This window comes from Thalassobaculum salexigens DSM 19539 (genome assembly GCF_000423805.1).
GTDB lineage: Bacteria > Pseudomonadota > Alphaproteobacteria > Thalassobaculales > Thalassobaculaceae > Thalassobaculum > Thalassobaculum litoreum.
Genome location: NZ_KE384094.1, coordinates 321,794 through 348,765, shown reverse-complemented (window position 1 = coordinate 348,765; position 26,972 = coordinate 321,794). Strand labels below are relative to the sequence as shown.

Below are 26,972 nucleotides of genomic sequence, written 5' to 3'. Positions count from 1 at the left end.
GAACGATGCGTTCAGGATTGATCGCTCAGAAGGTCGGGATGACCCGCGTGTTCACCGAAGAAGGTGCGCACGTTCCGGTCACCGTGCTGAAGGTCGACAGCTGCCAGGTTGTCGCTCAGCGGACCCAGGAGAAGGACGGCTACACCGCGGTGCAGCTCGGGGCCGGACTGCGCAAGGTGAAGCGCACCACGCAGCCGATGCGCGGTCACTTCGCCAAGGCGAAGGTCGAGCCGAAGCGCAAGGTCGTCGAGTTCCGTGTGGCCGACGACGCGCTGATCGAGGTCGGCGCGGAGCTGTCGGCCGACCACTTCATCGCCGGCCAGAAGGTCGATGTGACGGGAACGTCCATCGGTAAGGGCTTCGCCGGTGTCATGAAGCGGCACAATTTCGGTGGTCTGCGGGCCTCGCACGGCGTGTCGCTGTCGCACCGCTCGCACGGTTCCACCGGTAACAACCAGGATCCGGGCCGCGTCTTCAAAGGCAAGAAGATGGCGGGTCACATGGGCGACGAGCGCGTCACCACCCAGAACCTGACCGTCGTTGCGACCGATCCGGCGCGTGGCCTCATCCTCGTGCGCGGCTCCGTGCCGGGTTCCGAGGGCGGCTGGGTGCTCGTTCGCGACGCCGTGAAGGGTGGCTTGCCGGACGGCGCGCCGTATCCGGCCGCGCTGAAGGAAGCCGTCGCCGACGAGGCCGTGAGCGAGGAAGAGGCGGGTGCCGCCCTGTTCGAGCAGGCCTCCGAGGCCATGGGCGACGCCGCCGATCCGACCGTCGCCGAGGGCGGCGCCGTTCCGGACGCGCCGGCCGACGACGCCGAGAAGAAGGACTGAGGTCATGAAGATTGACGTCACCAACCTCGACGCGGAGAAGACCGGCGAGATCGATCTCGACGATGCGATCTTCGGTCTCGACCCGCGCCAGGACATCCTGGCCCGCATGGTGAACTGGCAGCTTGCCAAGCGCCGCGGCGGCAACCACAAGGTCAAGACGATCTCCGAGATCTCCGGGACCACGAAGAAGCCGTTCCGTCAGAAGGGTACCGGCCGTGCGCGTGCCGGCTCGCTTCGGGCGACCCAGTACCGCGGCGGTCAGACTGTTCATGGCCCGGTCGTGCGCGACCACGCCCACGATCTGACCAAGAAGTTCCGCAAGCTCGGTCTGAAGACCGCGCTGTCGGCCAAGGCGAAGGCCGGTCAGCTGATCATCATCGACGAGGCGGCCGCCGCCGAGCCGAAGACCAAGGCGCTGGCCGAGAAGTTCAAGAAGCTCGGCTGGTCGTCGGTCCTGGTGATCGACGGCGACGCGGTGAACGAGAACTTCGCCCGCGCGGCCCGCAATATTCCTCTGGTGGATCTGCTGCCGCAGCAGGGCGCCAACGTCTACGACATTCTCCGCCGCGACACTCTGGTCCTGACCAAGGGTGCGGTTGAGCAGCTGGAGGCGCGCCTGAAATGAGCATCCGTCCTTACAAGCCGAAGGCGGGCAAGGTCAGCGACGAGCGGGCCTACGAACTGATCCGCCGTCCGATCGTGACTGAGAAGTCGACCCGTGGGTCCGAGTTCGGCCAGGTGACCTTCGAGGTCCCGGTCAACGCGGCGAAGCCGGAGATCAAGCAGGCCATCGAGCGCCTGTTCGACGTGAAGGTGACCGCGGTGAACACGCTTCTGGTCAAAGGCAAGACCAAGCGGTTCCGGGGCCGTCCGGGCCGTCGTTCCGACTACAAGAAGGCCGTCGTCACGCTCGCCGAGGGCCAGACGATCGACCTGATGGCGGGGGTGTGAACCCATGGCTTTGAAGTCCTTTAATCCGACGACCCCGTCGCAGCGCCAGCTGGTCATCGTCGACCGCACGGAGCTGTGGTCCGGCAAGCCGGTCAAGAAGCTCACCGAAGGCCTGACGAAGAAGGCCGGCCGCAACAACACCGGGCGCATCACCACGCGCCGGCGGGGCGGCGGTCACAAGCGGACCTACCGCATCGTCGACTTCAAGCGTCGCAAGTTCGACGTGGTCGGCACGGTGGAGCGTCTTGAGTACGATCCGAACCGGACCGCGTTCATCGCCCTCATCACCTATGAGGACGGAGATCAGGCCTACATCCTTGCGCCGCAGCGCCTCGGCGTCGGCGACAAGGTCGTCGCCGGCGATAAGGTCGACGTGAAGCCGGGCAATGCCATGCCGCTGCGCAGCATTCCGGTCGGCACGATCGTGCACAACGTCGAGATGAAGCCGGAGAAGGGTGGCCAGCTGGCCCGCTCCGCCGGCACCTACGTTCAGATCGTCGGCCGTGACGCCGGCTACGCCCTGCTGCGCCTGGCCTCCGGCGAAGTGCGCATGGTGCGGTCCGAGTGCATGGCGACCGTCGGTGCTGTGTCCAATCCGGACCAGCAGAACATCAATATCGGCAAGGCCGGCCGCAATCGCTGGCTGGGTAAGCGTCCGGCGGTTCGTGGCGTCGCCATGAACCCGGTCGATCACCCGCATGGCGGTGGTGAAGGCCGGACCTCGGGCGGCCGTCATCCGGTTACCCCGTGGGGCAAGCCGACCAAGGGCAAGAAGACGCGCAACAACAAGGCGACCGATAAGCTCATCGTTCGCCGGCGCCGGAAGTAAGGAGAAGTTCGGTGGCTCGATCCGTTTGGAAGGGACCGTTCGTCGACGGCTACCTGATGAAGAAGGCCGAAAAGTCGCGCGCGTCTGGTCGCAATGAGATCATTAAGACCTGGTCGCGCCGTTCGACGATCATGCCGCAATTCGTCGGCCTGACCTTCAACGTGTACAACGGCCATAAATTCGTTCCGGTTCTCGTCAGTGAGAACATGGTTGGGCACAAGTTTGGCGAGTTTTCGCCGACGCGTACCTATTACGGCCACATGGCCGACAAGAAGTCGCGCCGCTGAGGCTGAGAGGAGCAGGCAATGGGCAAGCAGGCTGCCGAACGGCGACTTGACGATACCGAAGCGAAGGCTGTGCTGCGCAATCTGCGCGTCAGCCCGCAGAAGCTGAATCTCGTCGCCCAGATGATCCGCGGTCAGCGGGCCGACAAGGCGCTGGCCACTCTGGCCTTCTCGAAGCGCCGGATCGCGCGCGACGTGAAGAAGCTGCTGGAGTCGGCGATCGCGAACGCCGAGAACAACCACCAGCTCGATGTCGACCGGCTCTTCGTCAAGGAGGCCTTTGTCGGCAAGAGCATCACGATGAAGCGCTTCCGTCCGCGCGCCCGGGGTCGGGTCGGTCGGATCGAGAAGCCGTTCGCCCACATCACCGTGGTCGTGCGTGAGCGCGAGGAGCAGGACTGATGGGTAATAAGGTCAATCCGATCGGGCTGCGGCTCGGCATCAACCGCACTTGGGACTCGCGCTGGTTCGCGGGCAAGGGCTATGCCGATCTGCTGCACCAGGACATCAAGCTGCGCCAGTATCTGACCAAGCGTCTGCGTCAGGCCGGTGTGAGCCGCATCGTCATCGAGCGTCCGGCCAAGCGTGCGCGCATCACCATCTACTCGGCGCGTCCGGGCGTGGTGATCGGCAAGAAGGGCACGGATATCGAGAAGCTCCGTCAGGACCTCTCGAAGATGACCAACACGGACGTCGCGCTGAACATCGTCGAGATCCGCAAGCCGGAGATCGACGCCCAGCTCGTGGCCGAGAACATCGCCCAGCAGCTGGAGCGCCGCGTTGCGTTCCGCCGGGCGATGAAGCGGGCCGTTCAGTCTGCCATGCGCCTGGGCGCGCTCGGCATTCGGATCAACTGCGGCGGCCGTCTCGGTGGTGCGGAAATCGCGCGCACCGAGTGGTACCGCGAGGGCCGCGTGCCGCTGCATACGCTGCGTGCCGACATCGATTACGGCGAGGCCACCGGCTTCACCACCTACGGCACCTGCGGCGTGAAAGTCTGGGTGTTCAAGGGCGAAGTCCTGGCACATGACCCGATGGCGCAGGATAAGCGCCTGGCCGAGCAGCAGCCGGGTTCCGGCGGCGATCGTCGCTAACCGTCCGCTGAGAGGAGAAGACAGATGCTGTCCCCGAAGCGCACAAAGTTCCGTAAGGCCCATAAGGGCCGCATCCATGGCCTGGCCAAGGGTGGGACGGCGCTGAACTTCGGCGCCTACGGTCTGAAGGCGACCACGCCCGCGCGTGTGACCGCCCGTCAGATCGAGGCCGCCCGTCGTGCGATCACCCGTCACATCCGCCGCGCCGGCCGCGTGTGGATCCGGATTTTCCCGGATGTGCCGGTGTCGAGCAAGCCGGCCGAGGTTCGCATGGGTAAGGGTAAGGGCTCTCCGGAGTTCTGGGTCTGCCGCGTGAAGCCGGGCCGTATCATGTTCGAGCTGGATGGTGTTCCGAAGGATCTGGCCGAGGAGGCGTTCCGCCTCGCCGCCATGAAGCTTCCGGTCGACACCCGGTTCGTGACCCGTCTGGGCGAGTGAGTCGGAGGAGTTAAAGATGGCAAACAAGATTGCCGAGGATCTCCGGACGAAGTCGCCGGACCAGTTGAAGGACCAGCTGCTGCAGCTGCGCAAGGAGGCGTTCAATCTGCGCTTCCAGCGGGCGAACGGGCAGCTCGAGAACTCCGATCGGATGCGCCAGGTTCGGCGCGAGATCGCGAAGGTTAAGACGATCATGGGCGAGAAGGCCCGCGCCGGGGCTTCGGCGTAAGCACCGGTCAAGGGGTTAGGAGAAAGCAATGCCGAGGCGTGTTCTTCAGGGCACCGTCGTCAGCGACAAGGGCGACAAGACGGTGGTCGTGAACGTCCAGCGGCGGGTCATGCATCCGCTCTACAAGAAGTTCATCACCCGCTCGAAGCGGTTCTCGGCACACGATCCTGAGAACCGGTTCAAGCAGGGCGACACGGTGCGCATCATCGAGTGCGCGCCGGTTTCGAAAAACAAGCGGTTCGCGGTCGTCTACGACGACGTCGCGGCCGGCGCGTGACCCGGACCTAGGAGGACAGGTCATGATTCAGATGCAGACGAACCTCGACGTCGCGGACAATTCCGGCGCTCGACGGGTGCAGTGCATCAAGGTGCTCGGTGGCTCGAAGCGCAAGGTCGCTTCGGTCGGCGATGTCATCGTGGTGTCCGTGAAGGAGGCTATTCCGCGGGGCCGCGTGAAGAAGGGTGACGTGCATCGCGCCGTCATCGTTCGCACGGCCAAGGAAATCCGCCGCCAGGACGGGACCGCGATCCGGTTCGACACCAACGCCGCCGTGCTGATCAACAAGCAGGGCGAGCCGATCGGAACGCGTATCTTCGGCCCGGTGACCCGCGAACTGCGTGCGAAGAGGTTCATGAAGATCATTTCGCTCGCTCCGGAGGTGTTGTGATGGCCGCGCGCGTTAAGAAGGGCGACCGGGTGATCGTCACCACCGGCCGCGACAAGGGCAAGCAGGGCGAAGTTCTGCGCGTGATCCCCTCGGAGAACCGTGTGGTTGTCCAGGGCGTGAACATGATCAAGCGCCACACGCGTCCGAGCCAGACCACTCAGGGCGGGATCGTCGAGCGCGAGGCGGCTCTGGATCTGTCCAACGTGATGCACGTGGATCCGAAGTCCGGCGAAGCGACCCGCGTTCGTTTCGAGGAGCGCGACGGCAAGAAGGTCCGTGTCGCGAAGCGCTCCGGCGACGTGATCGACGCTGACTCGGCGGCGAGGTAAGGCAAGATGGCTCGTTTGTACGAAGAATATACCAAGTCGATCCGCCCGGATCTGCAGTCCTCGTTCGGCTACTCGAACGTGCACGAGGTTCCGGAGCTCACCAAGGTCGTCCTGAACATGGGCGTCGGTGAAGCGGTTGGCGACAGCAAGAAGATCCAGTCGGCTCTCGACGAGATGACCCGGATCACCGGCCAGAAGCCGGTCGTGACCCGCGCCAAGAAGTCGATCGCCGGCTTCAAGCTGCGAGAGGGCATGCCGATCGGCGTGAAGGTGACCCTGCGCCGCGAGCGGATGTACGAGTTCCTGGATCGCCTGGTGAACATCGCGCTCCCGCGGGTGCGTGACTTCCGTGGGCTGAACCCGAAGAGCTTTGACGGCCGTGGCAACTACTCCATGGGCATCAAGGAGCAGATCGTGTTTCCGGAAATCGACTACGACAAGGTCGACAACATCCGGGGCATGGACATCATCGTGGTGACCACGGCGAAGACGGACGACGAAGCGCGCGAACTGCTCAAGCGCTTCCAGTTTCCGTTCGTCAATTGATCGAGGTCGGAGGACGACATGGCTAAGAAGAGCGCTGTTGAGAAGAACAACGCCCGTCGCAAGCTGCAGAGCCAGCAGGCCGCCAAGCGCGCGCGCCTGAAGGCGACTGCGATGGACCGGTCGCTGCCGATCGAGGAACGTTTCGCTGCGCAGCTCAAGATGCAGCAGCTTCCGAAGAACGGAGCGAAGGAACGCATTCGCAACCGTTGCGAACTCACCGGGCGCCCGCGCGGCGTCTATCGCAAGTTCAAGCTTTCGCGGATCGCGCTGCGGGATCTCGGCTCTACGGGCCAGATTCCGGGCCTGGTCAAGTCGAGCTGGTAAGAGGGAGGTCGGCAAATGTCGATGAGCGATCCTCTCGGGGATATGCTGACCCGCATCCGCAACGGTCAGAGCGCACGCAAGTCGGTCGTATCTAGCCCGGCGTCGCGTCTGCGGGCGAATGTGCTCGAGGTGCTGCAGCGCGAGGGTTATATCCGCGGTTTCTCGCAGGATGACGTCCGCGCCGGTGTGGCGGAAATCAAGATCGAGTTGAAGTATTCCGAAGGCGAGCCGGTCATCAAGGAGATCAAGCGGGTCTCCACGCCGGGTCGTCGGGTCTACTCCAAGATCAAGGACCTTCCGCGCGTCTATAACGGTCTCGGGATTGCGATCCTGTCGACCCCGCGCGGCGTCATGTCCGACAACGAGGCCCGTGCGGCCAATGTCGGCGGCGAAGTCCTGTGTCAGGTATTCTGATCGGAGGCGATGATGTCACGTGTCGGTAAATATCCGGTCGCCGTTCCGGACGGTGTGACGATCGAGATCGCCAACGACGAGATCAAGGCGAAGGGCAAGCTCGGTGAGCTGTCCGCCCCGATCTCGGCGGAGGTTGACGTCGTCCATCAAGATAACGTCATCAAGGTCACGCCGAAGCGCGAGTCCAAGAAGTCGCGCGCCATGTGGGGCACCACCCGCGCGCTGGTGAATAACATCGTCACCGGCGTGTCGACGGGCTTCACGGTCAACCTGGAGATCAACGGCGTCGGTTACCGTGCCGCGATCGAAGGTAAGGACCTGGTGCTGGCCCTCGGCTTCAGCCATCCGGTTCGCTTCCCGATCCCCGAGGGGATCACGATGAACTGCGAGCGCCCGACGGCGATCACCATCAGCGGTTCGGACAAGCAACGGGTCGGTCAGCTTGCTGCCGAGATCCGCGCGTTCCGTCCGCCGGAGCCGTTTAAGGGCAAGGGCGTCAAGTACGCGAACGAGATTATCCTTCGTAAGGAAGGTAAGAAGAAGTAGGAGTTCGGCGATGCTTTCGTCCAAGGATCTGTTCAAGCGCCGCCAGATGCGCAGCCGTGCGCAGCTTCGGCGCAAGGCGGCCGGTCGCCCGCGGTTGTCGGTGTTCCGGTCGTCCAAGCATATCTACGCCCAGGTCATCGACGATGTCGGTGGTGTCACGCTTGCGTCAGCCTCGTCGCTCGACAAGGAACTGAAGAGCGGGCTGAAGACCGGTGCCGACAAGGCGGCGGCCGAGGCGGTCGGCAAGCTTGTGGCGTCGCGCGCCATCGAGAAGGGGCTCAGCGACGTGGTGTTCGACCGCGGCGGCTATATCTATCACGGTCGGGTGAAGGCGCTTGCTGATGCGGCGCGCGAAGCCGGCCTGAAGTTCTAAGAGGGGCCAAGACATGGCACGTCAGGACAGGCAGGACCGCAACCAGGGTCGCGATCGCGAAGACAGCGATCTGATCGAGAAGCTGGTCGGCATCAACCGCGTGGCCAAGGTGGTCAAGGGCGGCCGCCGGTTCGGCTTCGCGGCGATCGTGATCGTCGGCGACCAGCGCGGTCGCGTTGGTCATGGTGCCGGCAAGGCGCGCGAGGTTCCGGAAGCGATCCGCAAGGCCACCGAGCAGGCCAAGCGCTCGATGATCCGGGTGCCGCTGCGCGAGGGCCGGACCCTGCACCACGACATCAGCGGTCGTTTCGGCGCGGGTCGCGTGACCCTGCGGGCGGCTCCGGCCGGTACCGGAATCATCGCCGGCGGTCCGATGCGCGCCATCTTCGAAGCGCTCGGTGTGCAGGACGTGGTGGCGAAGTCGATCGGCACCTCGAACCCGCACAACATGATCAAGGCGACCTTCGAGGCCCTGCGCAACGTGCATGCGCCGCGGTCGATCGCTGCCAAGCGCGGCAAGAAGGTGGCTGAGATCTTCGGTCGCGACAGCCAGGGCGACGCGGCGGAAGCCGCCAGCGCTGAGTAATCGGGAGACTGATGATGGCGAAGAATGCGACTGTCACCGTGCGTCAGGTCCGCAGCGGTCTGGGCCGGAAGAAGGATCAGATCGCGACGCTGACGGGCCTCGGCCTCGGCAAGCTGAACCGCGAGCGCACGCTCGAGGATACGCCGGCCGTGCGTGGCATGATCCACAAGGTTAAGCACCTGGTCGAGGTCGTCGACCAGGCGTAATCAACCGGTCGCGCGGCCCGGGGTTCACTCCCCGATCGCGGCCGCCCCGGATGCGCAGACGAGGACTGAACGATGCGATTGAACGAGCTGAAAGACAACGACGGCGCGACCAAGGCGCGCAAGCGCATCGGCCGCGGTACCGGGTCGGGCACGGGCAAGACCAGCGGCATGGGCCACAAGGGTCAGAAGGCGCGCAGCGGTGTTGCCATCAACGGCTTCGAAGGCGGCCAGATGCCGATCTATCGGCGCCTGCCGAAGCGCGGCTTCAACAACCACAACTTCACCAAGCGTTTCGACGCCGTGAATGTGGGCCGCATGCAGGCCGCGATCGACGCCGGCAAGATCGACGCCTCCAAGGTGATCGACGAGGCGGCGCTGAAGGCGGCCGGCCTCGCCGACAACGCCAAGGACGGTGTGCGGCTCCTCGCCAAGGGTGAGCTGACCTCCAAGGTCGAGGTCAGTGTCGCTGCCGCTTCCAAGGCTGCCGTCGCGGCGGTCGAGAAGGCCGGCGGTTCGATCACCACGCGCATCGCCCAGAAGGCGGAAGAGACGGCGGCCTAAGCTGCCGGTCTGTGTGCCCGGTCCCGGCGGATGCCGGGTGCCGGGCTAAGCCTCAGACGCTAGGACGAAGTCATGGCCACTGGTGCCGACCAACTCGCCTCGCAGATGAACCTCGGGGCCTTCTCCAAGGCGACCGAGCTCAAGAAGCGCATCTGGTTCACGCTGGGTGCGCTCATCGTGTATCGGCTCGGTACCTACATTCCGGTGCCCGGAATCGATCCCGGAGTCCTGAACGAGATCTTCCAGCAGACCCAGGGCGGCGTGCTGGACATCTTCAACATGTTCTCCGGCGGCGCCCTCGGCCGCATGACGATCTTCGCGCTGAACATCATGCCGTACATCTCGGCTGCGATTATCATGCAGCTGATGACGGCGGTGAGCCCGAACCTGGAGGCCCTCAAGAAGGAGGGCGAGACCGGGCGCAAGAAGATCAATCAGTACACCCGCTACCTGACCGTCGTTCTGGCGTCGTTCCAGGCCTATGGCATCGCCGTGGGGCTGGAGTCGCTGCCGGGGCCGGGCGGGACCACCGCGGTTCTCGATCCGGGCGCGTTCTTCCGCGCGACCACCGTGATCACGCTGGTCGGCGGAACGATCTTCCTGATGTGGCTGGGCGAGCAGATCACCGCCCGCGGTATCGGCAACGGTATCTCGCTGATCATCTTCTCCGGCATCGTCGCGAACCTGCCGTCGGCCCTGGCCAGCCTGTTCGAGCTCGGCCGCACCGGCGCGCTGCCTGCGATCGTCATCCCGCTGCTGCTGCTGATGGCGGTGGCGGTGATCGCCTTCATCTGTTTCATCGAGCGGTCTCAGCGGCGGATCCTGGTGCAGTATCCCAAGCGCCAGGTCGGCAACCGCATGACCGGCGGCGAGAGCTCGCACCTGCCGCTGAAGATCAACGTGTCGGGCGTGATCCCGCCGATCTTCGCCAGCTCGCTGCTGCTGATGCCGATCACGGTCGCCAGCTTCTCCGCCGGCGGTGGCGGACCGGAGTGGCTGACCCAGATCACGGTGCTGCTCGGCCACGGCCAGCCGCTGTACATCGCCATGTATATCGCGCTGATCGTGTTCTTCGCGTTCTTCTACACGGCCATCGTCTTCAATCCGCAGGAGACGGCCGAGAATCTGCGCAAGTACGGCGGCTTCGTGCCCGGCATCCGGCCCGGCAAGAACACCGCCGACTATCTGGATTTCGTGCTGACCCGTCTCACCGTGATCGGTGCCGCCTACCTGGCCTTCGTCTGCGTGTTGCCGGAAATCCTGATCAGCCAACTCTCCGTGCCGTTCTATTTCGGCGGCACCAGCCTGCTGATCGTCTGTACGGTCACGATGGACACGGTCACCCAAATTCAGTCCCATCTGCTGGCGCATCAGTACGAAGGACTGATCAAAAAATCGAAGATCCGGGGGAGACGCGGATGAACCTGATCCTTTTGGGTCCGCCGGGCGCGGGCAAGGGCACCCAGGCGAAACGCCTCGAAGAGAAGTTCGGCGTCAAGCAGCTGTCCACCGGTGACATGCTCCGCGCCGCGGTCGCCTCGGGCTCCGAGATCGGCCAGGAAGCCAAGGCCGTCATGGATGCCGGCCAGCTGGTGTCCGACGACATCATCGTCCGGATGATCTCCGAGCGGGTCGAGGAGCCGGACTGCGCGAAGGGGTTCATCCTCGACGGTTTCCCGCGCAACGTCGCCCAGGCCAAGGCGCTGGACGAGATGCTGGCGGAGAAGGGCCTGAAGATCGACCACGTGATCGAGTTCCGGGTCGACGAGGAGCGGATGATCGACCGCATCCTGAAGCGCGCGGCCGAGGAAGGCCGCAGCGACGATAATGAGGACACCCTGCGCAAGCGCATGGATGTCTACCGCGACCAGACCGCGCCGATCATTCCCCACTACCAGGGGAAGGGCGCCTTGAAGACCGTCGACGGCATGAAGCCGATGGACGACGTGACCAGGGATCTGGAGAAGATCCTCGCCGCCTGAGGCGGCACGGAGTTGGACCGCCTCTGGCGGCCAGGACTGAGGCAGACCCGGTGGACCGCGTAGGGGCGGTTCTTCGGGTTTGGGACATTGACTTCGGACCGTGTGCGACTATAATCCGCGCCCCTGATTAGCGGATTTTCTTGCGCGGGCCGACGAGGAGCCAATGGCTCCTTGTGCGGGGCGCGTTTGGTGTTTTATACGCCCCGAACTTGAGTGAGGAGAACAGGCGTGGCGCGCATCGCTGGTGTGAACATCCCGACGCAGAAACGCGTCGTTGTCGCGTTGACCTACATTCACGGTATCGGGCCGACGACGGCCGCGAAGCTGTGTTCGGTGGTCGGCATCCCCGCGGAGCGGCGGGTTCATGAGATGACCGAGGACGAGCTGTCCCGGCTGCGCGAGACCATCGACACCGATCTGGTGGTCGAAGGCGATCTGCGCCGCCAGACCTCGATGAGCATTAAGCGGCTGATGGATCTCGGCTGCTATCGCGGGCTGCGTCACCGTAAGGGCCTTCCGGTCCGCGGTCAGCGTACCCACACGAACGCCCGGACCCGTAAGGGCCCTGCCAAGGCGATCGCCGGTAAGAAGAAGTAACGACCTAGCAGCGACACCCGTCGGCACGCCAGCCTTGGCGGGTCGTCGCCGGGTCGGATCAGGAGACGGAAGACGATGGCAAAGCAACCGACGCAAGGGCGTGTTCGCCGCCGCGAAAAGAAGAACATCACCTCGGGCGTCGCGCATGTGAACGCGTCGTTCAACAACACCATGATCACCATTACCGATGCCCAGGGCAATGCCATTTCCTGGTCGTCGGCTGGTCACATGGGTTTCAAGGGCTCGCGCAAGTCGACCCCGTACGCCGCACAGGTTGCGGCCGAGGACGCGGGCCGCAAGGCCGCCGAGCACGGGATGAAGACCCTGGAGGTTGAGGTCTGCGGGCCGGGTTCGGGCCGCGAGTCGGCCCTGCGCGCGCTGCAGTCGGTCGGCTTCCAGGTGATGTCGATCCGCGACGTGACGCCGATCCCGCACAACGGGTGCCGTCCGCGCAAGCGCCGCCGGGTCTAAACGCGCCTTCCGAGGTGCCGGGGTTCCGAATTTCCGGGATCCGAAGAATACGAGCCCCGTCGGCCGCCGCCGGACCTGGTCCGGTAGCCCGACGGGATCGCCGTTCTAGAAGAAGGGTTTAGCCGTGATCCAAAAGAACTGGCAGACGTTGATTAAGCCGAACAAGCTCGATGTCCAGTCGGGCTACGACCCCAAGCGCAAGGCGACCATCGTTGCTGAGCCGCTGGAGCGCGGGTTCGGCCTGACGCTCGGCAACGCGCTGCGCCGCGTCCTGCTGTCGTCCCTCCAGGGCGCCGCGGTGACCGCGATCCAGATCGACGGCGTGCTACACGAGTTCTCCAGCGTGCCGGGCGTCCGCGAGGACGTGACCGACATCGTGCTGAACATCAAGGCTGTCGCCATCCGCATGCATGGCGAAGGCCCGAAGAAGATGCGCCTGAAGGCCGAAGGCCCGGGCGAGGTGACCGCCGGTCAGATCGAGACCGTCTCGGACATCGAGATCATGAATCCGGAGCACGTGATCTGCACCCTGGATCGCGACGCGACCCTCTCGATGGAGCTGACGGTGGAGACCGGCAAGGGCTATGTCCCGGCCTCGGCCAACCGTCCGGAAGACGCGCCGATCGGCCTGATCCCGGTCGATGCCATCTTCAGCCCGGTGCGCCAGGTCGCCTACAAGGTGGAGAACACCCGCGTCGGCCAGGTCACGGACTACGACAAGCTGTCGATCACCGTGGAGACCGACGGCTCGCTGACCCCGGATGACTCGGTGGCCTACGCCGCCCGCATCCTGCAGGACCAGTTGCAGCTGTTCATCAATTTCGAGGAGCCGACCCAGCGCGGCGCCGAGGAAGAGACCCACGATCTGCCGTTCAACAAGAACCTGCTGCGCAAGGTCGACGAGCTCGAGCTCTCGGTCCGCTCGGCGAACTGCCTGAAGAACGACAACATCGTCTATATCGGCGATCTGGTGCAGAAGACCGAGCCGGAGATGCTTCGGACCCCGAACTTCGGCCGCAAGTCGCTGAACGAGATCAAGGAAGTGCTGGCCTCGATGGGGCTGTCGCTCGGTATGGAAATCACCAATTGGCCGCCGGAAAACATCGAGGAACTGGCCAAGCGTCTGGAAGAGCCGTTCTAAGGCGCGTCCTTAGAAGCCAGGCGAGAACGAGGAGATCGAGAGATGCGTCACGGCAATAGCGGCCGCAAGCTCCACCGCACACCGGCCCACCGCAAGGCCCTGTTCAAGAACATGGCGGCGGCGCTGATCAAGCACGAGCAGATCGTCACCACCCTGCCGAAGGCCAAGGAACTGCGGCCGGTCGTGGAGAAGATGATCACCCTGGCCAAGCGCGGCGACCTGCACGCCCGCCGGCTGGTGCTGAGCCGTCTGAACGATGATGCGATGACCCGCAAGCTGTTCGACGTGCTGGCCGACCGTTACAAGGAGCGTCAGGGTGGCTACACCCGCGTTCTGAAGGCCGGCTACCGCTACGGCGATTCTGCCCCGATGGCGGTGATCGAGCTGGTGGACCGCGACGAGGATGCCCGCGGCCAGGATTCCGGCCCGGTCCAGAGCGCCGACCAGGACGAGTACGGCACGGCGATGCCGGCGGCGATCTGATCGCGGCCAGCAAGCGGAACGACAAAGGGGCGGCCGTCGGGCCGCCCTTTTTCTGTCGGAGGCAGGTGTCGCGACGTCTATCGGGACGCGGCGACCAGGCTGAGCAGTTCGAGCGCGACGGTGGCGCGGAGCACGTCGACGTGGAGTTTGGCAGTCCAGACCGCGCCGACGGATCCCCTACGCTTCGTCGAGGATCCCCAGCGAGACCGGATCCAGGCTTGGATAGAACCCGAGGATGCGGCGGATCTCGTCCTTCTGCGCGTCGGACAGCATGGCGGCCCCCCGGCCGACCACCCCCTTGTTGAACCGGGTCTTGTAGCCGAGGTCGGACCTGTCCTTGCTGAACGCGGCGATGCCCTGCTGGATGCGGTCGTCGCTGACGTCCTGGAAGTTGGCGACGTCCAGGATCCGGCGCAGGGTCCCATGGGTGTCACCGACCAGGTCCTCGTATCGGACCCAGTGCTTCTCGCCGTCCAGGGCCTCCCAGCGGTTCAGAAAGAACGTGACCCAGGGAACGAAAATCGTGATGAGGAAATCCAGCTTCTTCGACGTCTCCCACGCCATGTACTCGTCCGGGATGTAGATCATCGTCGTGTGCGGCGGGATGCCGGCCTGAACGACCTTTTCGATCTCGTCGTTGAAGCTGGCGATCACGTCATAGATGTTGCGCACCAGGATGATCGGCGCGGCGTCGCAATCGGTGAACAACTTGGACGCCCAGGCTCCGGGGCTCAGATGCATCATCGCGATCCAGGGAGAGCTCTCGCGGTGCGCATGAACGATCCGCGCGGTATCGATCTCGGCGCCAGTCACCGGGTCCCCGTAGAGCCGTACCTCGGTGTTGCCCGTGACTTGCGCCAGCATGTTGAAGAGCCAGGTCGTGCCGCATTTCGGTATGGAGGCGATGAACAGGCTTCTGGGCTTCGCTGTGTTCATGAATGCAACTTCTCAGTCATTCCAAAGGGGCGCGGCCATTGGCCCGGATCGGCTGCTTGAGACGCCCTGGATCATCAGGCCCGTGCACGGTCTCTAACCGCTCTGGAGGCTGCCCGGCTGCAGGGCGGCCTGGACTGTCAGGATGTTCTCCCAGCGCCGCGCGTCTTCCGGCGAGGCGAGCACCAGGTCCTCGCAGGCGGCATGCAGGCTGCATCCGGTTCCCAGGATTCGGTCGTAGAGTTGTCGGCGCCGGTCCGAGTGGCTCGGCAGCATGAACATGCTGTAGGCCACGATGCCGTCGAAGGCGGGCAGGTCGGAGACCAGCTTCTCCAGCATCAGGTAGCAGTGCGGGATCGCGTATTCAGTGGCGCTCAGATTGAAGCCCAGGCCGCGCTGGCGGCAGTACTCGCGGATCACCAGGTTCTGGATGTGCTGCGGGACGCGGGAGTCCGCGATCGGCCGGCTCGCGATATAGCCTGTGAGGACCGGCACCGGCGCTACTCCTGAAATCCGCCGGGGAGCTTGTAGTCGAGACCGAGACGGGTCGCCGGCCGCAGCGTGATCGGCTCGAAGAACTCGCCGAGGCGCTTGTCCGCATAGGGCGACATCACGCTCTTGAAGCGGCAGTTCATCGACCAGCGCGTCGTCGGCTCGGTGTTGACGCGGTTGCCGTGCATGACGTTCTGGCTGAACAGCAGGTAGCTGCCGTACGGCACCTCCAGGAACCGGACATGCGGTTCGATCCGCCGCCAGATGTCCTCCGCCGAACGGCCCTCGAAGTCGGTGAAGCGCGCCTGAAGCTCCCGGTCCAGGTCCGGCGGCGCGATGTACATGCTCTTGGTGGCGAAGCAGTTCACCAGCGGAATCCAGAGCACGATCTCGTACGGCGAGTCCCCGGACCAGACATCCGCGTGCACCGGCAGCAGCGAGCTGTCGTCGTTCGGAAGCTGGATCGACAGGTTCACCCGGCGCTGCATGGCGAGTTCGTTGCCGGCCAGGGTCTGCACCGCCTGCCGGGCGACCGAGAAATAGGCCGGGCGCAGCCAGTCCTGGTCGTTCATCGCGCGGAACACGGCGAGCCGGAAATCGTTCAGCTTCTCCACCGTCACGCGCGCATGGATCGAGTCGAGAAACGCCAGCGGGTCGTCCGGCGCCGGGCAGTCAAGAAGCGAGGCGGCGGTCTGCGCCACATGGTGCTGGATGCGGTCAAGCGCGGCACGGTCTTCCGCCGACCGGATGATATAGGCGTCGTCGAGGAAGGCGTCGGCCAGCTCGATCTCTTCGGGCCGGAAGAACGGGCTCAGGCTCTGCGGGATGTGTTTGCTCATGCCGGTCCCATCCTGCGGCTCACCCGCCGATCCTGACGTGGAAGCGGTGCGCTCATGCGGTCTCCGAGTCTCGGTCGCCGTGCTCCGGCCAGGCGCCGGTCAGGAGGTCGATCGCCAGATGGCACAGCATGAAATGGCTGCACTCGACGAAGCCGTAGCTGTCGCTGTTGATATAGAAGTTCAGCGCGCCCATCGATCGCAACGGGTTGTCCGGCCGAAACCCGCTCATCGTGACGACCTCCATCCCGCCGTCGCGCGCGGCCCGTGCGGCGGTCAGGATGTTGGCCGACGATCCGGAACTCGAGATCGCGAGAAGCAGGTCGCCCGGTTTGCCGAAGAGCTCTATCGGCCTGGCGTAGACGTTCTCGTATCCCAGGTCGTTGCTGATGCAGGTCAGCAGGGCGGCGTCACTGAATGCCAGGGTCGGGACCTTGCCGTTCTTCGAGAAATCCGTCGCGAAATGGCTGGCGATGGCGGCACTGCCTCCGTTGCCGACTATGACGGCCTTGGCGCCCGCGGCCGGCAGGGCGGCGAACCGGCCGACGAGGCGGCCGATGGCGGAATCAAGATCGACCGGCGCACCGGCGGCGTCGGAGACCTGAACCCCTCCCACCGTATCGCGCATGCGGTCGAAATAGCCGAGTGCCGCCATGATCTCTCACTTCAGCATGGAGATAACCGCCTTGATCATCATCACCTTGTCCACCGAGGTGCGGTGACCGACGATACCGACCTGGATCGCACCGGCAATGTTGCCAAGGAAACCGACCGTGCGCATGCGCCCGCCGGCGGCGACCAGCGGCGCGGTGATCGCAAGGAATGCGTCGCCGGCGCCCATCGTGTCCGCCACCCTGTCGGCGAAGGCCGGGATCTGCGTGGTCGCCTCGTCCGGGGCGTAGACCTGGCAGCCGATCCGTCCATGGGTCACGGCGATCTTGCTCTTCGGCTGCTGCAGCGCCAGGCCGCGTGTGATCAGGTCCTCGACCGAGCCATGCTGGTCGCCGATGGCCAGCCGGGCCTCCAGGGCATCGATGCAGATATAGTCGGGGCGCGGATACTTGGTGATCAGGTTGAAGCCGTAATTCGCGCTGTTCGTCTGAGTGTTCACGGCCAGGAAACGCGCGTGCCGGGTCAGCATGTCGATGGTCGACGGCTTGATCATGCCGTGGCCGAAATCGTTGACGATCACCACGTCGTAGCCGCCGGCGATCTCGGCCAGCCGTCCATTGATCTGCTGCTCGACATCGTCGGCCACCGGCTTGTCGACCATGTGATAGGTCTCGAACAGCTTGCGGACCGAGGCGGCGTCGATATAGCGGCTCTTGCGGGTCGTCGGTGCATCGGAGCGTTCCAGACCGATCAGCCCGACATTCGGATTGAGCTTGCCCTCGACGAACTCGCGGTAGGAGTCCTGGGCGCCGAAGACGGTCAGGACATCGACCTGGCGGCAGAAGGTCGAGACGTGGTTGGCCGTCGCGAAGACGCCGCCCGCAAAGACCTCGCTGGACTGGTTCAGCACCGTGACCAGGTTTTCCTTCGGGGCGCGGCCCATGGGGGTCACGTAGCGGTATTCGTCGATGATGGCGTCGCCGACCACGAGGATCCGCATGGTCTCGACCCGGTCGATCAGGTCGAGGATCTCCTGCTGCTCGTCGCGGGCGCGCAGCCCCTCGACGAACTGCCGGACATGTGGCTCGAAGGGATTGAAGAAGCGGTTGATCAGCGAGGACGAGCTGTGGGTGACGTCGTCGGTGAAGACCACCTTGCCGCCGAACCGCTCCACCGCGCGCCGCTCGTCGACGATCTTGCCGGTGACGTCCGACGCCATGTCGGCGTAGTCGGATCCTTTGACGTAGACGTCCGGTTTGATCGCCTGAATGGCCGGTTCGGCGGTCGGGCCGACATTCAGCCCGACATGGTCGACGAAGGAGAGGGCGGCCAGCATCTCGGCGCGCACCAATTCGCCGAACACGGGTCGGCCCGGGCCCTTGTTGACGAAGCGATCCGGGGTGACCGAGACCACCAGCAGATCGCCGTGGCTGCGGGCCTCCTCCAGATGCCGGATGTGGCCGATATGCAGAATGTCGAACACCCCATGGGCGAGGACCACGCGGCGACCCTCGGCACGCGCCATTTCGACCGCCTTGCCGATGTCCTCCAGGGTGTTGATCTTGGCGGCGGCATTGGCCGGCGGTTGCGTGGGTGACGGGGCCGTCATCGGTCGGTCTTGAACCTGTTCATGGTACTCTCACCGTCGCTTCGCGGGTCGGACCTGCTTGTCTCCACCTGTTGCCCGGACCGATTCCCCAGGCACTCCGCACCTTCTGACTGTAAACGCACTTAATTGGCGCTCATACCTCAATCCCCGACCCTGCCTGCCCGCCTGCCCCGGGTTCGTGTCCGATTGTCGCGCGCGGCGACATCGATCGCGCCGATTTCTGCAAGAACACTGGCCGAATAGGATCGCGCGGCCGGCCACGCGGCCGGTCATCCCCCGTAGTAATGGTTCCAGAAACGCGGCGGAATTTTCGGCCGCATGCGGAGTGGAGATTGTCCGAATCGACGCTGTGCTTCCTCAAAGTCGCTGTCCGGGAGATCGAGCAGGCCGGTCTCGCGGTCGGCGTGGCGCTCCATCAGCTGAACCGCCTCAAGGATATCCTCCGGGCGGCTGATCTCGTGATAAATGGCGTGGAACTCCAGTTCCTTGTCGTTGGCGAGGCGCGGGAAGCGTGTCGCGAAGGTTTCGAACGGCACGATGTTGCCGTCGACGTCGAACAGGGGTTTGAACACCGTCAGGACGTTCGGTGTGTCGCAGATGTTCACCAGGGTGATGTAGTTGGTGAAGGCGACCGGGCGGCCGAACAGCATGGGCACGTAGGACATGCCGGACGCCGTGCCGAGGTGGTAGTGGCACTGGCTGGCCAGAAAGATGTCCATCCAGTCCGACTTGTGCTCGGTGAACGGGTAGTCGATGAAGCCGGCCCGCGTTCCCAGCGGGGTCATGGAGGTGTCGCCCAGGCGGATGACAACGCCACCGTTGTCGATCACCGCATCGATCGCTTCGCGATAAGAGTCGATCGATCCGTTTCGCATGCCGTAGTACTCGGTATCCCGGAACCGCGCGGCGAGGGACTCCGCGTGGAACCCGGGCTCGCGGACATGCATGGTGACGATCCGGTCGCCGGGTTCGACGCCGTATTCGGCGAGCACCGCGTAACCGCGCTCGATCACCTCTGGCTCCAGGGTCAGGAACGGGCGCCGTCCCTCCGACCATACCCGACCCGCCTCCGACAGCAGCTTCATGACGTGAGCGAGCCGGTGATCCTTCAGGAAGAAGCTCTTCGCGCCGTCGGCGATTTCGCCGAAGCGGTGGTTTGGCGGCACCTCCGGATCCAGCCGCGTCAGGATGCGGGTGCTGAGGAACGCGTTGTGGAACCTGCCGGGGATGGCCGCGACCTTCCGGGGGCCGAACCCGTCGCCCCGCAGGGTTTCGACCAAAGCGGCGGCAACGACGCAGTGGCCGACATTCAGGAAGTATCCCGGCGACAGCACCAGGGTGTCTTCGGCCGAGCGCATCTGGTGCTCCACCGCGGCCCAGAACATCTCCAGCCGGTCAGCCTCCTCGAGAAGACCGGCGTTGCGCATCGGGGGCAGGGTGGCGCGTATCCCCTCGATCGCGTTGCGAAAGTCGCCCAGGACACTGCCGGATGTCTGCGAAATCGCGCCGGTGGTCATGAACGAGAAGAAGACTGCGGCGAGCTTCTGACCTGGCCCTTCCTGCATGCCGAGCAGATCTAGCGATGCCGATCTCTCACCGTTCTTCCAACGGGCGAAGTTCGTCAGGAAGATGTTCGCCGCTGCGTGAGGCGGGTTCACGCGTTGAAACATCCCGGCGACAATCCCGCCGCGCTGATCCAGGCTGCGTCCACCGGCCATAACCACGACCAGATTGAGCAGCGTTATCATCGCAGTGTGATCGAGCCACAGGATGAAGAGGGTCTTGAGCGCCGAGTCGTCCCGACCCGCTGATTGTCGCAGGGTATCCACCAGGTCACGGACCTGACGCAGGCGCTCCGGCGATGCCCCGGCCGGAGGAGTCACGGCGATGCGTTCCGGGCCGGTCCGGCCGGGCGGGGCTCGAAGACGAGCTTCGGGTTGGGATCCTTCGGATCGGGCCGAATGTCGCCGGCCTGGTCGATCGGGTACATGCCCTCTTCGGTCATCTGTTTGGCGATCCAGCGGTCCTTGGCGAAGAACGCGAGGAGATCGGCCGCGTCCCGGCCCTGCCGGGCAACCAGGTGGGGATGGAACTCGACGACGAAGATCGTGCGGGCCAGGTCGATGATCCGGGCCGCACCTTCGAGCACCGGGAGCTCATGCCCTTCGACATCGATCTTCACCATGGTGGGCAGGAGCCGATCATCGGCGAAGGTCGCGTCCAGGGTGACCAACGGCACGGCGTCGTTGACCAGCGACAGGGGAAACGTGTCGAGTTCTCCGCCTTCCTGGGCCTCCAGCTGAAATCCCGGATGCGGGGTCATCCGCTGGATCATGCCGAGGCCCGGCGTCGAGGAGGCGCCCGCATGGAGCACGCGCAGCTGGTCGAAGCCGTTGATGATGGCGAGCTGCTCGATCAGCGGGATCAGCTCTCTTTGCACCTCCAGGGCGAAGACGCTGGCGCCTGTGGTCGACGCGAAGGCGCTCGTGTACCCGATATGCGCGCCGACATCGACGAACACGTCCCCGGGTCGAAGCGTGTCGGTGACGAAGTCGTGCAAGGCATGCTCGAAGCCGCCTTCGTAGCCCTCGGCGATCTCCTTGAAGACCCGGGCGGGGCCGTCGGCCAGCGGGAAATTGATCGGCTGTCCGTTCCGGGTGGTTGCCTGCCACGTGTTGGCATTGGCAACCCGCATCGCACGCTGCCGGATGTACTGGATCAGCTGCTGCACCCGGTAACGAATGTGTGCCAGTCGTGTCCGAACCGCCGGATCGGCGCCCGCCGAGGTATCGAGCAGCAGAACCGACCGCTGGATCGACTGTGCGCACCGCGCGAGATCGGCCCTGGTTATCGGTGGCCAATGGGCGTCGACCGTGGCTGCGGGGTTCGCCGGATCGCTTAGCAGGGAGCGTCGGGCCGCCTCACGGTGCGCCAGCGTAGGGTCTTCATGCGTCATCGAGGCCTCTTCCGGCTTTCCCATGCGGGGCATGGACTCGCGGCTTGTGTGGCGGCGTCGGTTGAGAACCGTGACCCCAGAACCACCGCCAAGGCTTAATCCATTTTAGGGGTAAGGACAATTTTGGGGTGGCTGTCGCGGGCGTCCGGGATGATGTCCTGGGGACCGGAGATCGGTTTGACGCCCTCGTCGGTCAGTTGGCCCAGATCCCACAAGGCGCGGTCGAACTGGGCGGTGACCTCTTCGCCGCGGCGCTTGAAACTCGCCATGTGCTCGCTGGAGTGATACTCGATCACGAAGATGGTCCGGCGCTTCTCGATGATGCTCCGCGCCCCTTCCAGGATATCCGCCTCGTGGCCCTCGGCATCGATCTTGATGATCTTGGGCATCAGGTCGTCGTCATTGAACGCGGCATCCAGCGTGATGGTCGGCACATAGTCGTTCAGGATCGAGTCGGGGTCGCCCAGGAGGTCGGTATGGGTGGCGCCTTCGAGCTGCGCGGCGGGCGTCGTCCAGCCGCGGCGCATCAGCGACAGCCCGGACTTCGACGATGCCCCGAGATAGAGCGGACGCAGATGGTCGAACGCGTTGATGGTCGCGAGCTGTTCGAGCAGCGGCATCAGGTTGCGCTGGATCTCCAGCGCGAAGACCGTGCAGCCGGTGGTCGCCGCGAAGGCGCTGATGTAGCCGGTATGGGCGCCGATATCGACGAACACATCGCCGGGGCCGAGGCGGTCGTTCAAGAAGGTGATCAGGGCCCGCTCGTAGTGTCCGCCATATTCCTCGACGATCTTCTTGAACATGTCGGCGGCCGGATCGGTCATCGGGAAGCGGATGACCTGTCCGTTGGGGGCGGTGACCGACCAGACGTCCTTCGTATGCCAGCGTTTCTCGCGGCGCTGAAAGAATTCGATGAGCTGACGGACCCGGTCGACGGCGCGGATCAGGTACTGGATCTGACCGGGATCCTCGACCAGCCCGCTGGCACGTAGCACGAGGGCGTGGCGGATGCGCTTGGAACTGGCCAGGAGCTGAACACGGGTCCGGGGCGGCCAGGTCGCCCCGATCAGCGGCGCGCCCTGATGTGGGTCCTCGACCGCCTGCCGGCGGAACTCGGCGGCGTTCTGCGTGTCGAACATGTGCAAGGCCCAATCCAACGGCCAAGCCTTCTTGTCACCGGCGCCGCCATCCTTACCGGTCGTGCTGTCGGCCATGCGTCAGACCTTTCCGTCAATCGAATCAATTGTAGCATTGTCGAACATTCGGCGCACCGATCTCCCTGCTCCGCTACCGGACGGTTCGGATGGCCGCCACCGCCGCGCGCGTCTCCGGGGGTGCGTAGATCGCCTGGGGCGGCACGCGGAGTTCGTCGGGACTGTCGGCAGTGCGGCGAAGCGCCACCATGCAGCAGTCGAGCACGTACTGCGGAAGCTGCCCCGGAGCCGCGGCCTGCATGTGGAGGCCGGTGTTCCGCAGGAAGTTGATGGCGACGGTCAGGCGGAAGTTGCCGTACTGGCCCTCCAGCGGCTTGATCGGCATGCTGTCGAAGTCGAACTGGCAGGTGCCCTGCTCGTCGAGTTTCACCGACCGGCCGACCACGTCGTCCACGTACTGGAAGTCGCCGATCTCCATGTTGTTGGCCACCGCCAGATCCGTCCACAAGGTCGGGTGGAGATTGTAGAAGCCGTGGTTGATCTCGCCGAATGTGGGGAGCACGAGCAGGGCCACGCCGCCCACCGCCAGATGGCGGTACTGGGAGCGGAGGACCGTGGCCACCTCGAAGATGTGCTCGGCCGTGCCGAAATTGGTGACCGCGCTGAACTTGCGTCCGAGATCGAGCGGCTCGTTCAGATCGTGCTGCACTTCGGCAAGCTCGTCGCCGAAGTCGACCGCGAGGTAGTCGTCCAATCCCAGGGCCCGATACACTTCGGTCTGGGGGCGCGGCGCCGCCGGCGTGCCGTAGATCCGCTCCATGGCATCCTGGGCCGCCCGCTCGCCTGTCCGGCGGGTGAGGAATTCGCTGACCACGGGGCGTGCCGCGTTGATGTGCTGGGGGCCAAACTCGAGGACCGGGCCCGGCGGAATGATCTGGTACTCCGCCAGATGATCCAGCCAAGCCAATGTGATCGCACTGAGCGCCATCGCTGATTCACCCCTGCCCATCCGTCGCGGTGGGCCGACCCGGAGGCCGACCTTACGTCGCAGCAGACTAACAGATCGCGGTCCGCCGTCCGCCTCTATCCTGTCTGCCCGGGCGTGGGACCGACCACGGGGCCACGATGGAAGCCGGCCGCCGGTAGCGCGGGCGACTGGGATCAGTCCAGGAAGTCCGGGGCGGACTCAAGAATCTTGCCCGAGAAATCGCCGAAGGGATGGGCGTGGCTGTAGAAGTCCAGCGTCTCCTTCTGGAACCAGGGATCGGCGGCAATCTCGCGCTCATACGCCCGCCCCAGGGCCAGGAATCGGCGGTAGTCGTCCGGCGGCAGGCGGCTCGGGCCGCCGGCGAGCATCCCGAAGAACTCTTCGGTGGCGGCATCGATCTCGTCGGCCGAGTTTTCCACCACGCTAATGTCGAGCTTCGCGTAGTCCTCGGAGCGGATCACCGCCGGCAGACGACGGTCGAGGATCTCGCGGTAGGGGAGCATGCGTCCGGTCCTGTCGTCCCGGTACCGTTTGAACAGCGACAGGTCGCGGGTATAGGGCAGGTTCAGGTGCTCATACGGCGTGTTGGTGCGCAGGGTGGGGGTCCCGAAGGCGGCGGCGACCCAGATCGGCCCGGAATTCTGCGCCGTCCCGAAGGCGGCGTCGGCCAGCACGGCGAGATCGGCGGCGCGATCCTGCGGAGCCAGTTCCGGCAGGGCGTCGGGCAGGCTGAAATAGCCGTCGCTGAACCAGTCCGGCGGCTCCAGGCCCTTCTCGCCGATCCGCACCACCTGATAGCCGGCGTCGAGGATGCGCCGGATCGACGGCCGGTAGGTTTCGATGCTGGCGGTGCGGTGACCGTGATGGGTCATCGTCTCGCGGTATTTCGGCGTGCGCATGTGGAAATAGGCGAAGGGCGCGCCGGGATCGAGGCCGATGTCCCGCAGCTGCGCGTGACCCTTCTCCCGTGCGGCGTCCGGCAGGCCGATCAGCTTCGGCTCGACCCCGTCCACCATCTTCTTGAAGAAGTCGACGATCGTCAGCCGCGGCGAGCTCAGCAGCAGGTGGAACAGCTTCAGATCGGCCAGGCCGCCGTCGATGAACCCCATCGCCAGGATGACCTCGTCGTCGGTCTGCACCCACACGAAGCGGTCGCCGTAGCAGGACGGGACCAGGGCGTTGGTGCCGGGGCGGTCCCAGGGCGCGGTGACGACGACGATCCGGTCGTAGCTGTCGCCGTAGAGGCTGTCGAGGATCTGCGGCTCCAGGGTGAAATGGCCGATGCGGTCGGACTGGGTGAGGATGTAGACCAGCGTCCGCTGGCCCTCGCGCAGGTGCGGCATCACCATGCCGAACAGCTTCGCCAGGTTCTCGCGGGTGACGAATTTGGTGCGCATGTCGCGCTCGAAGGCCTCGGCGTCGGGCCTGGGGGTCTCGGGTAGGTGGGGTCCGGTCATCGGGTCATGGCACCGTGCGGTGGGTGGCCGGCTACTCGAAGTAGATGTATTCGACGTCGCCCTGATATCCGGCCTGCTCATAGACCCAGTCCCATTCCTCCGGCGCGAGGAACGACTCGCAGGTCAGCTGCCAGTACAGCAGGTTCACCTTCTCCGTCTCGTTGCGGTAGCTCTCGACCATGATGTAGCGGTTGCGCCGGCCGACCCGCTGGATCTCCCGCACAGCCGAGACGAGGTCGGGCAGGCGCAGATTGTGGAGCGTGGCGAGCGAGATCACCAGGTCGAAGCTGCCGTCCTCGAAGGGGAGTTCCCTGGCATGTCCGTGGCGCAGCATCGGCCGGATCTCCTCCTTGGCGTTCTCCAGCGCGTAGGTCGAGATGTCGAGACCGACGACCTCGATGCCGGGGACCGCACGGGTGAACTCGTAGAGCAGGAACGCCTTGCCGCAGCCGACATCGAGGACGCGGTCGCCCGGCTTCAGGCCGTAATGTTCGGCCATGGCCTCGGCCACGGGCAGCCAGCGACCGTCGTAGCGATAGCCGCCATAGCCGTAGCGCCGGTCGCCGTCCCAGTAGTCGCGGCCCCATTGCCTGGCGACCCGGGCGGACTCCGCCTTGTCGTGCTCGTTCACCCGCCCGAGATAATCGCGGGCGGTGCGGGTGTGCAGCGGGGTGACGAACTCAACCAGGGCCATTGCTTCGATCCATGGGGCAGACGGGTGCCGACATTTGAAGTGCTTGGGCGGGAAAGGTAGGCAAGGACCCCGGCCGAGGAAACTCCGAACTTCGGCGCGCGATGCTAGCAGCCGCCCTCAGACGTCGGCCAGATCCAGGAACGTGGCCACTTCCATCAGTTCCATGTTCTCCGGATGGGCGAAGACGAGGCTGCGGAGGTCGTCGGCGATGATGTTGGCCGCCGCGTGGTCGCCGCGGTCGCGATGGGTCAGCACAAGATTGGCCGAGGCCTTGGCATGGGCGAGGCAGATCGAGGGATCGTCGTCATGCACCACCGACAGCCCGGACAGGTCGCCGTAGAGCAGGGTCGCAAGCTCCGTCTCGCCGCTCTCGCACAGGTCGGTGATCAGGTTGAAGGCGGCGTCGGCCAGCCGGCGGCGCACCGGCGGGCCGGCTTCCGGCAACTGGGCCAGGGACGACAGGTCGTCGTAGTGCCGCCGCGCCAGGGCGACCTCGCCGCGGGTGCCGAGACCGGTGACGAAGGCGAACAGCCCCTCCGCCGCCAGGTCGACCAGATCCGGGTCCACCGGGGCGCGGCGGGCGACCTCGATCAGCGCCGCCAGTTCGGTCAGGCCGCCGACCGCGGCGGGCTGGGAGGCGGATGTGGCGGCGGACAGGGTGCCGGTCTCGGCCCGGCGGGCGGCATGGGCGACCCGATTGAACAGGCCGCGGCCGCGTTGCTGGCGCACCGGCAGGATCTCCGGCTGGTCGGCCTCCAGACGGGCGAGGTCGGCCAGCGCCCGGTCGGCTTCCAGCGGCGCGTCCGCCTCCAGGGCCAGGGCGACCAGGTTGGCCGCCCCCTTGGCATGGGCGCAGGCCACGTTCGGATCGCCGCCGCGGGCGAGGCTGATGGCGACGACGGTGCGGTAGGTGTCGAGCGCGCGCGGGAAGCCGGACTGCCGCGCCTCGGCCAGCATCAGATCGACCGACGCCTCGGCCAGGGCACGGTGGGGCAGGGGATCGTCCTCGTCGCGCAGGGACAGGGTGGCAAGGAACAGGTGGGCGTCGCGCACGATCCCGATATCGCCGATCCGCCGGCCGATCGCCAGATACCGGGTGGCGCCGCAGACCGCGACCCGCATCAGCCCCTCGGTCTGGGGATGCAGATCGGCGATCTCGCGCAGCCGGCCGAAGGCCGTGCGCGCCTCGGAGAGGTCGGCCGGGGGCAGGCCGGCGGGCAGATCGGAGGCGTGCTGGACATGGGCGCCGATCGCCTCTGCGGCGATATGCGCGGCATCCAGCGGGCGCTGGGATCTCGGGTTCTGAGGTTCCGGCGCGTCGGTCATGCCGCGCCCCCTTTTCCTGTCACCGGGGATCCG

Annotated in this window: 38 protein-coding genes; 26 read left to right on the top strand and 12 right to left on the bottom strand. The window is 65.3% G+C overall.

Translation table 11 applies throughout. The features are described 5' to 3' along the window. Window positions 1–5 precede the first annotated feature (5 nt). The 26 genes from rplC (at window position 6) to rplQ (ending at window position 13,882) form a co-directional block, all read left to right on the top strand. Window positions 6–830, top strand: coding sequence for a 50S ribosomal protein L3 (gene rplC / locus G578_RS0116895; protein WP_028795258.1), 825 nt, complete (start codon window positions 6–8; stop codon window positions 828–830). Between the two features lie 4 nt (window positions 831–834). Next, complete coding sequence (rplD, locus tag G578_RS0116890; protein ID WP_028795257.1) at window positions 835–1,455, top strand: 50S ribosomal protein L4; 621 nt, start codon at window positions 835–837, stop codon at window positions 1,453–1,455. Beyond that, window positions 1,452–1,781, top strand: a complete 330-nt coding sequence (locus G578_RS0116885) for a 50S ribosomal protein L23 (RefSeq protein WP_051244947.1) — start codon at window positions 1,452–1,454, stop codon at window positions 1,779–1,781. Before rplD ends, G578_RS0116885 begins: the two co-directional genes overlap by 4 nt. Before the next feature lie 4 nt (window positions 1,782–1,785). Next, window positions 1,786–2,610, top strand: coding sequence for a 50S ribosomal protein L2 (gene rplB / locus G578_RS0116880; protein ID WP_028795255.1), 825 nt, complete (start codon window positions 1,786–1,788; stop codon window positions 2,608–2,610). 11 nt (window positions 2,611–2,621) lie between these two features. Then, window positions 2,622–2,897 carry a 30S ribosomal protein S19 gene (gene rpsS, locus G578_RS0116875; protein ID WP_028795254.1) on the top strand — a complete coding sequence of 92 codons (276 nt, stop codon included), beginning with the start codon at window positions 2,622–2,624 and terminating at the stop codon, window positions 2,895–2,897. 18 nt (window positions 2,898–2,915) lie between these two features. Continuing rightward, complete coding sequence (gene rplV, locus G578_RS0116870; RefSeq protein WP_038015147.1) at window positions 2,916–3,296, top strand: 50S ribosomal protein L22; 381 nt, start codon at window positions 2,916–2,918, stop codon at window positions 3,294–3,296. After that, a complete protein-coding gene (gene rpsC, locus G578_RS0116865; protein WP_028795252.1) occupies window positions 3,296–3,988 on the top strand; it encodes a 30S ribosomal protein S3 in 693 nt (230 codons plus the stop codon). The genes rplV and rpsC overlap by 1 nt, the downstream gene beginning before the upstream one ends. A gap of 24 nt (window positions 3,989–4,012) precedes the next feature. Continuing rightward, complete coding sequence (rplP, locus tag G578_RS0116860; protein WP_028795251.1) at window positions 4,013–4,426, top strand: 50S ribosomal protein L16; 414 nt, start codon at window positions 4,013–4,015, stop codon at window positions 4,424–4,426. A 16-nt stretch (window positions 4,427–4,442) separates the two neighbouring features. Beyond that, a complete protein-coding gene (gene rpmC, locus G578_RS0116855; RefSeq protein WP_028795250.1) occupies window positions 4,443–4,655 on the top strand; it encodes a 50S ribosomal protein L29 in 213 nt (70 codons plus the stop codon). Window positions 4,656–4,683: 28 nt separating this feature from the next. Further along, on the top strand, window positions 4,684–4,932 hold the full coding sequence (rpsQ, locus tag G578_RS0116850) for a 30S ribosomal protein S17 (RefSeq protein ID WP_028795249.1): 249 nt from the start codon (window positions 4,684–4,686) through the stop codon (window positions 4,930–4,932). 22 nt (window positions 4,933–4,954) lie between these two features. Beyond that, window positions 4,955–5,323, top strand: coding sequence for a 50S ribosomal protein L14 (gene rplN, locus G578_RS0116845; protein WP_028795248.1), 369 nt, complete (start codon window positions 4,955–4,957; stop codon window positions 5,321–5,323). Further along, on the top strand, window positions 5,320–5,652 hold the full coding sequence (rplX, locus tag G578_RS0116840) for a 50S ribosomal protein L24 (RefSeq protein WP_038015146.1): 333 nt from the start codon (window positions 5,320–5,322) through the stop codon (window positions 5,650–5,652). The genes rplN and rplX overlap by 4 nt, the downstream gene beginning before the upstream one ends. A 6-nt stretch (window positions 5,653–5,658) precedes the next feature. Next, window positions 5,659–6,198, top strand: a complete 540-nt coding sequence (gene rplE / locus G578_RS0116835) for a 50S ribosomal protein L5 (protein WP_028795246.1) — start codon at window positions 5,659–5,661, stop codon at window positions 6,196–6,198. 18 nt (window positions 6,199–6,216) lie between these two features. Then, on the top strand, window positions 6,217–6,522 hold the full coding sequence (gene rpsN / locus G578_RS0116830; RefSeq protein ID WP_028795245.1) for a 30S ribosomal protein S14: 306 nt from the start codon (window positions 6,217–6,219) through the stop codon (window positions 6,520–6,522). 15 nt (window positions 6,523–6,537) lie between these two features. Beyond that, window positions 6,538–6,936: a 30S ribosomal protein S8 gene (gene rpsH, locus G578_RS0116825; protein ID WP_028795244.1), complete on the top strand. Its 399-nt coding sequence runs from the start codon at window positions 6,538–6,540 to the stop codon at window positions 6,934–6,936. Window positions 6,937–6,948: 12 nt separating this feature from the next. Continuing rightward, the gene (gene rplF / locus G578_RS0116820) at window positions 6,949–7,482 is read left to right on the top strand and encodes a 50S ribosomal protein L6 (protein WP_028795243.1); all 534 of its coding nucleotides are present in this window, start codon (window positions 6,949–6,951) and stop codon (window positions 7,480–7,482) included. Between the two features lie 10 nt (window positions 7,483–7,492). Then, the gene (gene rplR, locus G578_RS0116815; protein WP_028795242.1) at window positions 7,493–7,855 is read left to right on the top strand and encodes a 50S ribosomal protein L18; all 363 of its coding nucleotides are present in this window, start codon (window positions 7,493–7,495) and stop codon (window positions 7,853–7,855) included. Window positions 7,856–7,868: 13 nt separating this feature from the next. Beyond that, entirely contained in the window at window positions 7,869–8,441 is a 573-nt protein-coding gene (rpsE, locus tag G578_RS0116810; protein WP_028795241.1) for a 30S ribosomal protein S5, read from the top strand. Window positions 8,442–8,455: 14 nt separating this feature from the next. Further along, entirely contained in the window at window positions 8,456–8,647 is a 192-nt protein-coding gene (gene rpmD, locus G578_RS0116805; protein ID WP_028795240.1) for a 50S ribosomal protein L30, read from the top strand. A gap of 72 nt (window positions 8,648–8,719) precedes the next feature. Further along, complete coding sequence (gene rplO / locus G578_RS0116800; protein ID WP_028795239.1) at window positions 8,720–9,208, top strand: 50S ribosomal protein L15; 489 nt, start codon at window positions 8,720–8,722, stop codon at window positions 9,206–9,208. Window positions 9,209–9,280: 72 nt separating this feature from the next. Beyond that, window positions 9,281–10,630, top strand: coding sequence for a preprotein translocase subunit SecY (secY, locus tag G578_RS0116795; protein WP_028795238.1), 1,350 nt, complete (start codon window positions 9,281–9,283; stop codon window positions 10,628–10,630). Next, window positions 10,627–11,190 (top strand): adenylate kinase, encoded by a 564-nt coding sequence (locus G578_RS0116790; protein WP_028795237.1) that lies wholly within the window; start codon window positions 10,627–10,629, stop codon window positions 11,188–11,190. Before secY ends, G578_RS0116790 begins: the two co-directional genes overlap by 4 nt. 228 nt (window positions 11,191–11,418) lie before the next feature. Next, on the top strand, window positions 11,419–11,787 hold the full coding sequence (rpsM, locus tag G578_RS0116785) for a 30S ribosomal protein S13 (protein ID WP_028795236.1): 369 nt from the start codon (window positions 11,419–11,421) through the stop codon (window positions 11,785–11,787). Between the two features lie 75 nt (window positions 11,788–11,862). After that, a complete protein-coding gene (rpsK, locus tag G578_RS0116780; protein WP_028795235.1) occupies window positions 11,863–12,258 on the top strand; it encodes a 30S ribosomal protein S11 in 396 nt (131 codons plus the stop codon). Window positions 12,259–12,382: 124 nt separating this feature from the next. Further along, window positions 12,383–13,399: a DNA-directed RNA polymerase subunit alpha gene (locus G578_RS0116775; protein WP_028795234.1), complete on the top strand. Its 1,017-nt coding sequence runs from the start codon at window positions 12,383–12,385 to the stop codon at window positions 13,397–13,399. Between the two features lie 42 nt (window positions 13,400–13,441). Further along, window positions 13,442–13,882 (top strand): 50S ribosomal protein L17, encoded by a 441-nt coding sequence (gene rplQ, locus G578_RS0116770; protein WP_028795233.1) that lies wholly within the window; start codon window positions 13,442–13,444, stop codon window positions 13,880–13,882. Window positions 13,883–14,059: 177 nt separating this feature from the next. Here rplQ and G578_RS0116765 read toward each other — a convergent pair whose 3' ends face one another. The 12 genes from G578_RS0116765 to G578_RS0116710 all read right to left on the bottom strand — a co-directional run bounded on the left by G578_RS0116765 (window position 14,060) and on the right by G578_RS0116710 (window position 26,939). Beyond that, window positions 14,060–14,818, bottom strand: coding sequence for a sulfotransferase domain-containing protein (locus G578_RS0116765; RefSeq protein WP_028795232.1), 759 nt, complete (start codon window positions 14,816–14,818; stop codon window positions 14,060–14,062). Between the two features lie 93 nt (window positions 14,819–14,911). Next, on the bottom strand, window positions 14,912–15,310 hold the full coding sequence (locus G578_RS0116760) for an LIC12192 family sporadic carbohydrate cluster protein (RefSeq protein ID WP_038015145.1): 399 nt from the start codon (window positions 15,308–15,310) through the stop codon (window positions 14,912–14,914). Between the two features lie 5 nt (window positions 15,311–15,315). Continuing rightward, window positions 15,316–16,146, bottom strand: a complete 831-nt coding sequence (locus G578_RS0116755; protein WP_051244946.1) for a sporadic carbohydrate cluster 2OG-Fe(II) oxygenase — start codon at window positions 16,144–16,146, stop codon at window positions 15,316–15,318. Window positions 16,147–16,198: 52 nt separating this feature from the next. After that, window positions 16,199–16,798: an SIS domain-containing protein gene (locus G578_RS26755; RefSeq protein ID WP_051244945.1), complete on the bottom strand. Its 600-nt coding sequence runs from the start codon at window positions 16,796–16,798 to the stop codon at window positions 16,199–16,201. A 6-nt stretch (window positions 16,799–16,804) separates the two neighbouring features. Next, on the bottom strand, window positions 16,805–18,364 hold the full coding sequence (locus G578_RS0116745) for a PfkB family carbohydrate kinase (RefSeq protein ID WP_051244944.1): 1,560 nt from the start codon (window positions 18,362–18,364) through the stop codon (window positions 16,805–16,807). A 269-nt stretch (window positions 18,365–18,633) separates the two neighbouring features. After that, entirely contained in the window at window positions 18,634–20,247 is a 1,614-nt protein-coding gene (locus G578_RS0116740; RefSeq protein WP_156907366.1) for a TIGR04372 family glycosyltransferase, read from the bottom strand. Further along, on the bottom strand, window positions 20,244–21,320 hold the full coding sequence (locus G578_RS0116735) for an FkbM family methyltransferase (RefSeq protein ID WP_084618973.1): 1,077 nt from the start codon (window positions 21,318–21,320) through the stop codon (window positions 20,244–20,246). The genes G578_RS0116740 and G578_RS0116735 overlap by 4 nt, the downstream gene beginning before the upstream one ends. Before the next feature lie 95 nt (window positions 21,321–21,415). Continuing rightward, window positions 21,416–22,534 (bottom strand): FkbM family methyltransferase, encoded by a 1,119-nt coding sequence (locus G578_RS0116730; protein WP_028795226.1) that lies wholly within the window; start codon window positions 22,532–22,534, stop codon window positions 21,416–21,418. A 73-nt stretch (window positions 22,535–22,607) separates the two neighbouring features. Then, complete coding sequence (locus tag G578_RS0116725; protein WP_028795225.1) at window positions 22,608–23,462, bottom strand: class I SAM-dependent methyltransferase; 855 nt, start codon at window positions 23,460–23,462, stop codon at window positions 22,608–22,610. A gap of 173 nt (window positions 23,463–23,635) precedes the next feature. Continuing rightward, window positions 23,636–24,919, bottom strand: a complete 1,284-nt coding sequence (locus G578_RS0116720; protein WP_038015144.1) for a TIGR04372 family glycosyltransferase — start codon at window positions 24,917–24,919, stop codon at window positions 23,636–23,638. A gap of 31 nt (window positions 24,920–24,950) precedes the next feature. Continuing rightward, on the bottom strand, window positions 24,951–25,613 hold the full coding sequence (locus G578_RS0116715) for a class I SAM-dependent methyltransferase (RefSeq protein ID WP_028795223.1): 663 nt from the start codon (window positions 25,611–25,613) through the stop codon (window positions 24,951–24,953). Between the two features lie 117 nt (window positions 25,614–25,730). Continuing rightward, window positions 25,731–26,939 (bottom strand): hypothetical protein, encoded by a 1,209-nt coding sequence (locus G578_RS0116710; protein ID WP_028795222.1) that lies wholly within the window; start codon window positions 26,937–26,939, stop codon window positions 25,731–25,733. Between the last annotated feature and the right edge of the window lie 33 nt (window positions 26,940–26,972).